This window comes from Streptomyces sp. NBC_00224, from assembly GCF_041435195.1.
Lineage (GTDB): Bacteria > Actinomycetota > Actinomycetes > Streptomycetales > Streptomycetaceae > Streptomyces.
In genome coordinates this window covers 5,300,960-5,313,196 of record NZ_CP108106.1, presented here as the reverse complement: position 1 = coordinate 5,313,196, position 12,237 = coordinate 5,300,960, and the positions used below count along the sequence as shown (strand labels likewise).

Here is a 12,237-nt window from a genome sequence, read left to right as displayed (position 1 = left end):
GAACCCGGACCCGAAGCCGAACCCGGACCCGAGGCCGAACCCGAATCCTCACCCGCACCCATCAGTCCGTATCCTCCCGGGCCGCTGTCCTGATCCCGGGCAAGGGTACGTGCGGGGCGGTTACTGGACCGCGCCGTCCTCCTGGGTACGGTTCGCCTCCAGGCGGGCCTTCGCCGACTCGACCTTGGTGACGATCTGCGCGGACATCTCGTCGCGCTGCTTGCGCAGCAGGACGAAGCTGAGCGGCGCGGACAGGACCAGGGCGAGCAGGACGACCCAGATCACGTTGGCGTCCCCGAGACCGGCGGGCATGACCCCGAAGTGGACCAGGGCGGCGACGAACACCAGGCAGCCGACGAAGACGGCGACGCGCATCGCGGTGTACCGGACGGTTGCGCTCGGCTTGGCGATGTTCACGGCTGACCTTCTCTCTCGTACGGCGATCCTGCCCGACCAGTGAAGCACGTCCGATATTCGATCAATTCAGGGGGATCGGCCCTCAGAGCCGCATCGCCTGGGGCGACTCGCGCAGCGCGGGGTCCGGACCGTCGTACTCGCGGATGATCTCGTACCGGGTGTTGCGCTCCACCGGGCGGAACCCGGCCTCGCGGATCAGGTCGAGGAGGTCGTCCCGGGTCAGCTTGTTGGGCGTCCCGTAGTTGTCCGCGTCGTGCGTGATCTTGTACTCGACGACCGAGCCGTCCATGTCGTCGGCGCCGTGCTGGAGCGCGAGCTGGGTGGTCTGGAGGCCGTGCATCACCCAGAAGCACTTCACGTGCGGCACGTTGTCGAAGAGGAGGCGGGAGACCGCGAAGGTCTTCAGGGCCTCCGCGCCGGTCGCCATCGTGGTGCGCGCCTGGAGGCGGTTGCGGACCTTGCCGTCCTTCATGTCCACGAAGTCGTGCTGGTAGCGCAGCGGGATGAAGACCTGGAAGCCGTTCGTCTCGTCCTGGAGCTCGCGCAGCCGCAGCACGTGGTCGACGCGGTGACGGGGCTCCTCGATGTGCCCGTACAGCATCGTCGCGGGGGTCTTGAGACCCTTCTCGTGGGCGAGGCGGTGGATCCGCGACCAGTCCTCCCAGTGGGTGGCGTGGTCGACGATGTGCTGCCGGACCTCCCAGTCGAAGATCTCCGCGCCGCCACCGGTCAGCGACTCCAGACCGGCGTCGATGAGCTCGTCGAGGATCTCGGACGCGGTCAGCCCCGAGATCGTCTCGAAGTGGTGGATCTCCGTCGCCGTGAACGCCTTCAGGCCGACGTTCGGCAGGGCCTCCTTGAGGGCCTTGAGCGAACGCGGGTAGTAGCGCCAGGGCAGCGACGGGTGGAGCCCGTTGACGATGTGCAGCTCGGTGAGGTTCTCGCCCTCCATCGCCTTGGCGAGCTTGACCGCCTCCTCGATGCGCATCGTGTACGCGTCCTTCTCGCCCGGCTTGCGCTGGAACGAGCAGTACGCGCACGACGCGGTGCACACGTTCGTCATGTTGAGGTGACGGTTGACGTTGAAGTGGACGACGTCGCCGTTCTTCCGCGTCCGCACCTCGTGCGCGAGGCCGCCCAGCCAGGCCAGGTCGTCCGACTCGTAAAGCGCGATGCCGTCCTCGCGGGACAGCCGCTCACCGGCCCGGACCTTAGCCTCCAGCTCGCGCTTGAAGCCCACATCGGTGATGGATGCGGTCATGCGGCGGCCTCCCAATAATCTCCGTACACAGCCTCCACCACGTTACGCCCCCGACTACTCGGGCAATTCGCCGACCCGGTTCTCCCACTTGGTGGAGAGCACGATCGTCGTCCGGGTGCGCGAGACGCCCTTGGTGGAGCCGAGGCGGCGGATGGTCTTCTCCAGGCCGTCGACGTCCGAGGCGCGGATCTTGAGCATGTACGAGTCGTCGCCCGCGATGAACCAGCAGTCCTCGATCTCCTCCAGGTCGCGCAGCCGTCGGGCGACGTCCTCGTGGTCGGCGGCGTCGGAGAGCGAGATGCCGATGAGGGCGGTCACGCCGAGGCCGAGCGAGGCGGCGTTGACGGTGGCGCGGTAGCCGGTGATCACCCCGGCCGCCTCAAGACGGTTGATGCGGTCGGTGACGCTGGGCCCGGAGAGACCGACGAGCCGGCCGAGCTCGGCGTACGAGGCCCTGCCGTTCTCCCGCAGAGCCTGGATGAGCTGCCTGTCCACGGCGTCCATATGCCTGAAGCCTTCCATTGTTCAGCAATACCGCGAGTATAGGTGTAGAATCTAAGGCACACAGGGTCGACGCCCTGCGAATCATTCAGCTGCTTGCATCATTTTCCAGCAGATCAAAGACGATCTTTCAGGAGTGTTGACACCGTGTACACGATCGAGATGGCCTACGCCCGTATGCGCGAGCTTCAGGACCTGGCCAACCGCTCGCGTGCCCACCAGCCCACCGCGACGAAGCGCCGCGCTCTGAAGCGCGCCGCCAAGAAGCGCTAACCGGAAGGGCGGGAGCCTCCTCCCAGCTCGCCCTCCCAACGGCGGTACAAGCTGTGCGGCACACCCGCCGCGTCCAGCACCCGCCCCGCGACGAAGTCCACCAGATCCTGGATGTGCGTCGCCCCCGCGTAGAACGCCGGAGAGGCGGGCAGCACCACGGCGCCCGCCTCGTCCAGCGTCACCAGGTGCTTGAGCGTCTGCCCGTTCAGCGGCGTCTCCCGCACCGCGACCACCAGCCGGCGCCGCTCCTTGAGCGTCACGCTCGCGGCCCGCTGCAACAGGTCCTTCGAAAGCCCCAGCGCCACCCCGGCCACACAGGCCGTGCTGGCGGGCACGATCAGCATCCCCTTCACCGGATACGAACCGGACGACGGCCCGGCGCCGAGATCCCCGGCGCTCCAGTGCCGTACGCCGTCGAGGCGGGCCTCGTCCACGTCGAAGGTCCCGGGCTTCCCGTCCGCCCCCCGCGCCAGCCACTTCGCGAGATCCTCGCGCCAGTGCGCGTCACGGAAGGCGATCCCCGTCTCGTCGAGCAGCGTCAGCCGCGAGGCCCGCGAGACCACCAGGTCCACGCTCTCGCCCGCGTCCAGCAACCCCCGCAGCACGGCCGCCGCGTACGGCGTCCCGGACGCGCCGGAGACGCCGACGACCCAGGGCGTGCGCGGCTGCCCCGCCTCTCGCTGACTGTGTACGTTCACCTGCTCCACGTGTCCGAGCCTATCCGGCCACCCGGGGGCGGGAACGGTCACGCCGAGAGCCCGCGCACCAGCAGGTCGAGGAGCGCGCAGACGAAGAGCGAGATCCCGATGAACCCGTTCGTGGTGAAGAACGCCCGGTTGAGGCGCGACAGGTCGTGCGGCTTGACGATCGTGTGCTCGTAGACGAACGCCACCGCCACGACCACGAGCCCGGCCCAGAAGAACACCCCGGCATCGGTGGCCAGCGCGTACCAGACGAGGAGCGCCGTGGTGACGACGTGACAGGCGCGCGCCCCGTACAGCGCGGCCGGGACGCCGAAGCGGGCCGGCACCGACTTCACGCCATGGGCGCGGTCGGCCTGGACGTCCTGGCTGCCGAAGATCAGGTCGAACCCGCCGATCCACACGCCGACGGCGAGCCCCAGGATCACCGCGTCCCCGGACCACTCACCGGTGACGGCGAGCCAGGCGCCGACCGGCCCCATCGCCTGCGCGAGACCGAGGATCGCGTGCGGGAAGTTGGTGAACCGCTTCCCGTACGGATAGACGACCATCGGGATCACGGCGATCGGCGCCAGCGCCAGACACAGCGGGTTGAGCAGGGCGGCCGCGCCGAGGAAGACGACGACGGCGACGAGCGCGCCGGTCCAGGCCGAGCGCACGGTCACCGCGCCGGTGACCAGCTCGCGGGAGGCCGTACGGGGATTGCGGGCGTCGATCTCGCGGTCGATGATCCGGTTGCAGGCCATCGCGAACGTCCGCAGCCCCACCATGGCGACGGTGACCAGGAGCAGCTTGCCCCAGTGGATGTCCTCGTCCAGCTGGAACATCGCGGTGAGGGCGGCGATGTAGGCGAAGGGCAGCGCGAAGACCGAGTGCTCGATCATGACCAGGCGCAGGAACGCCTTGGTCCGGCCGGGCTGCGGTACTGCTGCGGCTGAGGCACTCACTAGAGCCCGTACTCCTTCCAGCGGCGGTCGACCTTCGCCGCCGTGTCCGGGTCCGACTCGACCATGTGCGGCCAGCCGCCGTCCCGGGTGTAGCCCTCCTCGGGCCACTTCGCGGTCGCGTCGATCCCCGCCTTGCCGCCCCAGAACTGCTGGTACGAGGCGTGGTCGAGGTGGTCGACCGGCCCCTCGACGACGGTCAGGTCACGGGCGTAGTCGGTGTTGCCGAGGGCCCGCCAGGACACCTCGTGCAGGTTGTGCACATCGCAGTCGGCGTCGACGACCACGATGAGCTTGGTGAGCGACATCATGTGCGCTCCCCAGATCGCGTGCATCACCTTCTGCGCGTGCTTGGGGTACTTCTTCTCGATCGAGACGATCGCGCAGTTGTGGAAGCCGCCGGACTCCGGCAGGTGGTAGTCCACGATGTCCGGCACGATCACCTTGAGGAGCGGCAGGAAGAACCGCTCGGTGGCGCGGCCGAGTGGCCCGTCCTCGGTCGGGGGCCGCCCCACGACGATGGACTGGAGCAGCGGGCGCCGGCGCATGGTCACACAGTCGATGGTGAGCGCCGGGAACGGCTCCTGCGGCGTGTAGAAGCCGGTGTGGTCCCCGAACGGCCCCTCGGGCAGCATCTCGCCGGGCTCCAGCCACCCCTCGATGACGACCTCGGCGTGCGCCGGGACCTGGAGCGGCACGGTCTTGCAGTCGACCATCTCGACGCGCTTGCCCTGGATGAACCCGGCAAGCATGTACTCGTCCATGTCGCCGGGGAGCGGCGCGGTGGAGGCGTACGTGACGGCGGGCGGGCAGCCGAAGGCGATCGCGACGGGCAGCCGCTCGCCCTTCTTGGCCGCCACGGCGTAGTGGTTGCGGCTGTCCTTGTGGATCTGCCAGTGCATGCCGATGGTGCGCTTGTCGTGGCGCTGGAGCCGGTAGAGCCCGAGGTTGCGCACGCCCGTCTCGGGGTGCTTGGTGTGGGTGAGCCCCAGGTTGAAGAAGGACCCGCCGTCCTCCGGCCAGGTGAACAGCGCGGGCAGCTGCTCCAGGTCGACGTCGTCGCCGGTGAGGACGACCTCCTGGACCGGGGCGTCCTTCACCTTCTTCGGCGGGACGTGGACCATCGAGCCGAGCTTGCCGAAGGCCTCGCGCACGCCGACGAAGCCGTGCGGGAGCTCGGGCTTGAGCAGCCCGCCGATCTTCTCGCTGATCTCCTCGTACGACTTGAGTCCGAGGGCCTTGAGGAGCCGCCGGTCCGTGCCGTAGACGTTCATGGCCAGGGGCATGGCGGCGCCCTTGACGTTCTCGAAGAGGAGCGCGGGCCCGCCGGCCTTGTTGACGCGGTCGACGATCTCCCCGACCTCCAGGTACGGGTCGACTTCGGCCTTGATACGGATGAGGTCGCCCTCGCGCTCCAGCGCCCGGAGGAGCGAGCGAAGATCGTCGTAAGCCATGGGGTCAAGTATCGGGCACCGGTTACCCTGGGCCGGTCACCGGGGCTGCCGGACGCCCCGCCGCCGTTCCCTGGGGGGACCACCCGAACATGCTCAGGTATCTGCCGTTCCTGCTGGTCCTGGCGCTGTGGATCTACGCGTTCATCGACTGTCTGAACACCCCGGAGAAGGAGGTCCGCGGCCTCCCCAAGGTGGTGTGGGTCATCATCATCCTGCTCTTCGGCGAGGTGCTGGTCGGCCCGGTCGCCTGGCTGTTCGCGGGCCGCCCGCGCCGTACGCCGCCGGGCCCCGCGTGGACGGCCCCGGACGACAACCCGGAGTTCCTGGCGAGCCTGAACCGGCCCAAGGACGACGACCCCAAGCAGTGAGCCCGCGTCGCGCCCAGTCGCGCCTAGCCGCTCGCGTACGCGTTCCGCAGCTTCTGCCACTGCCCCGGCGACCACGTCGACCAGTCCTTCGGGCGGCCCTCCAGGGCGTCCGCGAGGAACTCGAAGTGGTTGTGCCAGCCCGCCAGGCAGTCCAGGCGCAGCGCGTCGTCGCCGGGGAACTCGTTGGTGAAGCGCAGCACCGTCGCGGAGGGACCCGTGCGCTCCAGGTGGAAGCGGATCCGGCCGTGCAGGTCGACCGTGTACTCGGCGACGGTCTCCGGGTCCCAGGCCGTGACGTGGCCGGAGTGGACCGCCGTGTCGTTGTCGGGGTCCGCGTTCAGCCAGCGCAGCGTCACCGCGCCGCCGAGCCGGGGCTCCAGCACATCGGCCGCGCAGAGCCACCCGGGCAGGCCCTCGGGGGTGGCCACGGCCGCCCAGACCCGCTCCTGCGGGTGGGGCAGATGAACCTCGTAGCGGAGGAGCCAGGCGCCGTCGTGGGTCTCACTGGTGCCATGAAGGATCACATCCGTCATGGCACCAGTGTCACCCGAACGGGCGCGCGGCGCCCGCGCACGCCGTGGTGCGGGGGCTACACGCCCGCGTACGAGTGCTTGCCGTTCACGAAGATGTTGACGCCGTAGTAGTTGAAGAGCCAGCAACCGAAGGCCAGCAGCGCCAGCGTCGCGGCCTTGCGGCCCTTCCAGCCCGCCGTGGCGCGCGCGTGCAGGTAGCAGGCGTACGCGACCCACGTGATGAAGGACCAGACCTCCTTGGGGTCCCAGCCCCAGTAGCGGCCCCACGCGTCGCCGGCCCAGATCGCGCCCGCGATGATCGTGAACGTCCAGAGCGGGAAGACCGCCGCGTTGATCCGGTACGCGAACTTGTCCAGGGAGGCGGCGGCGGGCAGCCGCTCCAGGACCGAGGTGGCGAAGTTGCCCGGCTTGCCGCCCTCCGCGAGCTTCGCCTCGTAGCGGTCCCGGAAGAGGTAGAGCACCGTGGCGACGGCGCCCACGTAGAAGACCGCGCCGCAGAAGATCGCGGTGGAGACGTGGATCCACAGCCAGTACGAGTGCAGGGCGGGAACCAACTGGTCGCTGGCGGTGTACAAGACAGTGACAGCGAGGCCGAGGTCGAGGAGGACCGAGGTGACCAGCGGAAGGCCCAGCCAGCGCACGTTCTTCTTCAGCGCGAGGAGCGTGACGTACACACCGACGGCGACGGTGGAGAAGGTGAGGTTGAACTCGTACATGTTGCCCCACGGCGCCCGCTGCACGGAGAGCGCGCGGGTGAGCACACCGGAGGCCTCGACGATGAACGCGAGGACGGTGAAGGACACGGCGATACGGCCGTAGAGGTCGCCCTTCACATCGCCTGCGGCCGCGCCCGGCCCGTCGGGCACGTCACGGTTGCCGGCCGAGGAGCGGGTGACGACCTTGGGCCGTTCCAGTACGGCGGTGCCGCCGCCCTTCTTGGCGACCTGCACCTTCACCGTGCCGGCGCCGTCCTCCTGCGCGGCCTCGGCGGTGAGCGCGGCCGCCGTGCGGGCGACCTTGCTGCGGCTGCCGAGGATCCACTCCGCCATGTGCGCGAAGAAGGCCAGCAGATAGACCGCCATCGCCGAATAGATCAGGTAGTTACTGGTGTGCGCCAGGCTCTCGTTGGTTGTGGCGGCGAGGATCACTTCTCGGCCCCTTCAGCTTCGGCAGGTTCTGCCACCTGGTCCCTGGCGGGCTCAGGTGCGGGATCAGGCGCGGTCGGCGCCTCTGGAATGAGCGTGACCGCGAGATCGGCCAGCTCCTCGGGGAGCTTCGCGGACTCGCTCCGCCCAAGCCCCGCCATCTCGACGACGGTGACGCCGTCCTTACCGGGTACGGCGCGGACCCACACCCGGCGCCGCTGGATGAACAGCGAGCCGGCCAGGCCCGCGATCGCCAGGGCCGAGCCGGCCAGGGCGAGGTTGTTGCCCGGCTGCTGGGAGATCTGGAAGCTCGCCCACTGCTTGATGTCCTTGTCGAAGGTGATCGACCCGGCGCCCTCGGGAAGGGACAGCGTCTCGCCGGGCAGCAGGGTCTTCTTGAGGACCTTGCCCTGGTCGTCCTTGAACGGCTTCATCTTGTCGGTGTCGAGCTGGTACACGTTCTGCGGCAGCCCGGAGTTGACCCCGAGGCTTCCGTGGTACGCGCCGACGTTGAGGACGGGGAAGTCCAGCGCCGGGAACTGGGAGAACATCGTCCCGTTGCCCTTGCCGCCGTAGGTCGGCACGAAGAACGCGGCGAAGCCCAGCTGGTCCCACTTGCCCTTGGCGTCGGTGTAGCCGTCGTACACCTTGATCGCGCCGCTGGAGGAGATGTTGTTGTCGATGGGCAGCAGCGGCACCGCGCCGTGGAAGACGACCTTGCCGCGGCCGTCCTTGACGGTGACGGTCGGCGCATAGCCGTGGGCCAGGAGGTAGACCTTGGAGCCGTCGACCACGAGCGGCTTGTTGACCTCGATGGCCTTCTTCCGCGGCTTGCCGTCGGCGCCCTCGGAGTAGGTGACGTGCGCGACGAACTCGCGGGCGGTGCCGAGGTTGGGCCCGCTGCGCTCGTACGTGGCGTCGAAGCGGTCCAGCGTGAAGCTGAACGGCGCGAGGTCGTCCGTCTTGAACAGCGAGCCGGACTTGAAGTCGTCGTACTGGGTGAGGGTGTTGGAGAACCCGTCGCCCTGGACGATCAGCTTGCCGCCCTCGGACTTGAAGAGCTGGCCGACGGCGAACGCCACCAGGATCAGGATCAGCGAGACATGGAAGATCAGGTTCCCGGCCTCGCGGAGGTAGCCCTTCTCCGCGGCGACCGCGTCCCCGACGACGTGCGTACGGAAGCGGCGCTTCTTCAGCATCGCCGCGGCGGCCGCGCGCACCTGCTCGGGCTCGGCCTCGGTGCGCCACGTGGTGTACGCGGGCAGCCGGGTCAGCATCCGGGGCGCGCCCGGCGGGCGGCCGCGCAGCTGGCCGACGAACTGCCAGGTGCGCGGGACGATGCAGCCGATGAGGGAGACGAACAGCAGGATGTAGATCGCGGAGAACCACACCGAGCTGTAGACGTGGAACATGCCGAGCTTCTCGTAGATCGGCGAGATCGTGTCGTGCCGCTTCTGGAAGTCGGCGACCTTCAGCTCGTCCACATTCGTCTGCGGGATCAGCGAGCCGGGGATCGAGCCGAGGGAGAGCAGCAGCAGCAGGACGAGGGCGACCCGCATCGAGGTCAGCTGGCGCCAGAACCAGCGCACCCAGCCGAGCACGCCGATGCCGACCGGGCCGCTGGAGAGGTCCTCGGTCGGGGCCGTGGAGAGCTGCGACCCGGCCGCGCCGAGGTCCCGCTCGTCGGCGGCCCGCTGCTGGGCAGCTGCCTCGGCCGGTTCCCCCGCCGGCGACCGGTTCGCCTTGCGCGGCGCCTCTTCCGGGGCCGCTTCGGTCTTGCTCATGTTCAGACACCCACCTGGAAGCCGTTGGACCACACCTGCACCTGCTGGATGAGCTCCGCCCAGGCCCCGGTGAGCAGCAGCAGACCGGTAGCGATCATCATCACGCCTCCGGTGCGCATCACCCACGCATAGTGCCGCTTCACCCAGCCGAAGGCGCCGAGGGCCTTGCGGAAGGCGACCGCCGCCAGCACGAACGGCAGTCCGAGACCGACGCAGTAGGCGACGGTCAGTATGGCTCCGCGGCCGGCGCTCGCCTGGTCCATGGCCAGCACGTTCACCGAGGTGAGCGTCGGCCCCAGACACGGCGTCCAGCCGACGCCGAAGAGGGCGCCCAGTATCGGCGCCCCCGCGAGCCCGGTCACCGGCCGCTTGTGGAACCGGAATTCGCGCTGCGTGAGCCAGGGCATCATGCCCATGAAGAAGACGCCCATAAGGATCATCAGCACGCCGAGGATCTTGGAGAGCGTGCCGTTGTGGTCCTGGAGCGTCTGGCCGAAGAAGCCGAAGAGGGCCCCGCCGGAGACGAAGACGGCGGTGAACCCGAGGACGAACAGACTCGCCCCGGCGACCATCCGGCCGCGCTTGGCCTCGGCGAGATCGGTGCCGGTGACCCCCGTCACGTAACTGAGGTAGCCGGGCACCAGCGGCAGGACGCAGGGCGAGAAGAACGAGATCAGCCCGCCGAGCACGGCCACCGGCAGGGCGACGAGCAGGGCCCCGCTCAGGACCGTGTCGTTGACGCCGGGCGTCGCCTGGGCGGCGAGTGTCGACTGCGCGGCGAGTGCGGTCAGGGACGCGTCCACGGAATCACTTCTCCGCGATCAGCGGGTCGATCATCTGGTGGAGCTTCTTGTCGTCGAGCGCCATCAGCGCCCGGGCCGCGATCTTTCCGTCCTTGTCGAGCACGATCGTCGACGGAATGGCCTGCGGATTCAGGCTTCCCTTCGGGAAGCGGAGAATGAGCTTGCCGATCGGGTCGTAGAGACTCGGATAGTCCGCGTCGAATTGCTTCTCGAACGCGACGGCCGGGCCCTTGTCGGTGTCGCGGGTATTGATTCCCACGAACTCGACGCCCTTCGAGCGGGTTTCCTTGGCGACCTTGCTGAGATAGGGCGCCTCGGCCCGGCAGGGCGCGCACCACGAGCCCCACACATTCAGCACGACGACCTTGCCCTTGAGATCGGCGACGTCGAACTGCTTGCCGTCGACGGTCTCGCCGGAGAGCTTTGGCGCGGCGTGCCGGCCGCTCTTGGCGACGGTGGAGATGCCGCCGGTGCCGGTGACGAACTTGGTGTCGCCCGAGCCGCCGGACGTGCCACCGGAGCCGCACGACGTGAGGGTCAGCGCACCGGTGGCCGCGACTGCCGTGACCAGCAGGAAGGCGCGGCGACGGGGAAGGGCAGGGCTCACGGACATGTGAAAAGTTTCGCATGACCGTTTGGGGGATCTTGGGCACCCCCCTGAGTGCCCGTAAAGACCCTTGTCAAGACCGCCTAAAGAACCGCGCCGCCCGCTGCTCACGCCTGCTGGAGGAACGTGTTCCAGCCACCGGCGGGCTTCTGGCCGACCCCCAGCGTACGAAGCTTCGCCAGCACCTTCGGGTCCTGGACGTCGAGCCAGTCGCAGTACTGCCGGAAGGAGACCAGGCGCACGTCCTTCTTGCCCGCCATCCCCTTCAGGGCCTCCTCGACGGCGTCCATGTAGATGCCGCCGTTCCACTGCTCGAAGTGGTTGCCTATGTAGAACGGCGCGCGATTCGACTCGTACGCACGCGTGAATCCCTTGAGATACGCCTGGGCGGCCTGCTTGCGCCAGCCCGGGTAGTTCGCCGGCGGCGCCTTGGTCGAATTCTTCGACTGGTTGGCGAGGATGTTGTAGTCCATCGAGAGGACCTCGAAGGAGTGCCCGGGGAAGGGGATCGCCTGGAGGGGCAGGTCCCACAGGCCGTGCCGCTTGACCGGCCAGACCTGGGTGCCGCCGGGCGAGGAGGCGTCGTAGCGCCAGCCGAGCTTCTGCGCGGTCGGCAGCAGGTTGTCCTGGCCGCGCAGACACGGGGTGCGGCCGCCGATGAGCTCGCGCTTGTAGTCGAAGGGCAGCGGGTCCTCGTCGGTCCAGCCGGTGTTCGTCTTCCAGTTGGTCACGAACGACATCGCCTGGTCGATCTCGCTCTGCCACTGGGCCGGGGTCCACTTGGCGACGTCGCCCTGGCCGGAGCAGAAGTGCCCGTTGAAGTGCGTGCCTATCTCATGGCCCTCGTTCCAGGCCCGGCGCACATTGGTGAGGGTCGCCTTGACGTGGTCGTCGGTGAGGTAGCCGATGTCCGAGGCGCCGACCTTGCTGTTCGGCGGGTGGTAGAGCCGCTTCTTCGACTCGGGCAGCAGATACAGCCCGGAGAGGAAGAAGGTCATCGAGGCGCCGTGGTTCTTGGCGAGGTCCAGGAAGCGCGGGAAGAGGCCGTTGCCGACCTCGCCGGCGCCGTCCCAGGAGAAGACCACGAACTGCGGCGGGGTCTGGCCGGGTTCGAGGGGGACGGGCTTGGGGGGCTGGTGCGGCTGCTTGCCGGTGTCGGCGGTGGAGCCGTCGCCGATGAGCTTGGCGTCCGCCTTCTTGCCGGAGCCCTGGGCGCCCTTGCCGTTGCCGTCGCCGCTACCGGCCTTGCCGCCGCCCGAGTCGTCGCCGCCGCAACCGGCCACACCGACCGCCGCGGCGGCCCCGAGTCCCAGCCCGAGCATTCCCCTTCGACTGATCCCACGCATACCGTTCGTCCCCATCGCATCGTCGTCCCCGGTGTCCACACCGGCCACAGCCCTGTGGACATCAGATGAGATGCCTGTGAGCGTGCGATGGTTCCGTACA

At 68.8% G+C, this 12,237-nt stretch carries 14 protein-coding genes; 2 read left to right on the top strand and 12 right to left on the bottom strand.

All coding sequences use genetic code 11. The features are described from left to right. Window positions 1-120: 120 nt before the first annotated feature. The 3 genes from OG965_RS23700 to OG965_RS23690 all read right to left on the bottom strand — a co-directional run bounded on the left by OG965_RS23700 (window position 121) and on the right by OG965_RS23690 (window position 2,182). A complete protein-coding gene (locus OG965_RS23700) occupies window positions 121-417 on the bottom strand; it encodes a DUF4229 domain-containing protein (protein ID WP_371654085.1) in 297 nt (98 codons plus the stop codon). 82 nt (window positions 418-499) lie between these two features. Next, on the bottom strand, window positions 500-1,678 hold the full coding sequence (gene mqnE / locus OG965_RS23695) for an aminofutalosine synthase MqnE (protein ID WP_371654084.1): 1,179 nt from the start codon (window positions 1,676-1,678) through the stop codon (window positions 500-502). A gap of 54 nt (window positions 1,679-1,732) precedes the next feature. After that, window positions 1,733-2,182 carry an Lrp/AsnC family transcriptional regulator gene (locus OG965_RS23690; protein WP_067160265.1) on the bottom strand — a complete coding sequence of 150 codons (450 nt, stop codon included), beginning with the start codon at window positions 2,180-2,182 and terminating at the stop codon, window positions 1,733-1,735. Between the two features lie 144 nt (window positions 2,183-2,326). Here OG965_RS23690 and OG965_RS23685 point away from each other — a divergent pair, with 144 nt between their 5' ends. Then, a complete protein-coding gene (locus OG965_RS23685; protein ID WP_267890376.1) occupies window positions 2,327-2,452 on the top strand; it encodes a hypothetical protein in 126 nt (41 codons plus the stop codon). Here the strand turns inward: OG965_RS23685 and OG965_RS23680 are convergent. From OG965_RS23680 to OG965_RS23670, 3 genes are read right to left on the bottom strand one after another with little or no spacing between them, the layout of a single operon-like run. After that, window positions 2,449-3,159, bottom strand: coding sequence for a UbiX family flavin prenyltransferase (locus OG965_RS23680; RefSeq protein ID WP_371654083.1), 711 nt, complete (start codon window positions 3,157-3,159; stop codon window positions 2,449-2,451). The genes OG965_RS23685 and OG965_RS23680 overlap by 4 nt on opposite strands. Before the next feature lie 38 nt (window positions 3,160-3,197). After that, entirely contained in the window at window positions 3,198-4,100 is a 903-nt protein-coding gene (gene mqnP / locus OG965_RS23675) for a menaquinone biosynthesis prenyltransferase MqnP (protein WP_371654082.1), read from the bottom strand. Then, complete coding sequence (locus OG965_RS23670; protein ID WP_371654081.1) at window positions 4,100-5,551, bottom strand: menaquinone biosynthesis decarboxylase; 1,452 nt, start codon at window positions 5,549-5,551, stop codon at window positions 4,100-4,102. The genes mqnP and OG965_RS23670 overlap by 1 nt, the downstream gene beginning before the upstream one ends. An 89-nt stretch (window positions 5,552-5,640) precedes the next feature. On the opposite strand from OG965_RS23670, the gene OG965_RS23665 reads away from it, so the two are divergent. Beyond that, entirely contained in the window at window positions 5,641-5,919 is a 279-nt protein-coding gene (locus tag OG965_RS23665; protein ID WP_371654080.1) for a PLD nuclease N-terminal domain-containing protein, read from the top strand. A gap of 23 nt (window positions 5,920-5,942) precedes the next feature. Here the strand turns inward: OG965_RS23665 and OG965_RS23660 are convergent, their stop codons facing one another. From OG965_RS23660 to OG965_RS23635, 6 genes are all read right to left on the bottom strand, one after another. Then, on the bottom strand, window positions 5,943-6,452 hold the full coding sequence (locus OG965_RS23660) for an SRPBCC domain-containing protein (RefSeq protein ID WP_371654079.1): 510 nt from the start codon (window positions 6,450-6,452) through the stop codon (window positions 5,943-5,945). Window positions 6,453-6,508: 56 nt separating this feature from the next. Continuing rightward, a complete protein-coding gene (gene ccsB, locus OG965_RS23655) occupies window positions 6,509-7,600 on the bottom strand; it encodes a c-type cytochrome biogenesis protein CcsB (RefSeq protein ID WP_371654078.1) in 1,092 nt (363 codons plus the stop codon). Then, on the bottom strand, window positions 7,597-9,381 hold the full coding sequence (locus tag OG965_RS23650; RefSeq protein WP_371654077.1) for a cytochrome c biogenesis protein ResB: 1,785 nt from the start codon (window positions 9,379-9,381) through the stop codon (window positions 7,597-7,599). The genes ccsB and OG965_RS23650 overlap by 4 nt, the downstream gene beginning before the upstream one ends. Before the next feature lie 2 nt (window positions 9,382-9,383). Continuing rightward, complete coding sequence (locus OG965_RS23645; RefSeq protein WP_371654076.1) at window positions 9,384-10,184, bottom strand: cytochrome c biogenesis CcdA family protein; 801 nt, start codon at window positions 10,182-10,184, stop codon at window positions 9,384-9,386. A gap of 4 nt (window positions 10,185-10,188) precedes the next feature. Then, window positions 10,189-10,797 carry a TlpA family protein disulfide reductase gene (locus OG965_RS23640; RefSeq protein WP_371654075.1) on the bottom strand — a complete coding sequence of 203 codons (609 nt, stop codon included), beginning with the start codon at window positions 10,795-10,797 and terminating at the stop codon, window positions 10,189-10,191. A 101-nt stretch (window positions 10,798-10,898) separates the two neighbouring features. After that, on the bottom strand, window positions 10,899-12,137 hold the full coding sequence (locus OG965_RS23635) for a hypothetical protein (protein ID WP_371654074.1): 1,239 nt from the start codon (window positions 12,135-12,137) through the stop codon (window positions 10,899-10,901). Between the last annotated feature and the right edge of the window lie 100 nt (window positions 12,138-12,237).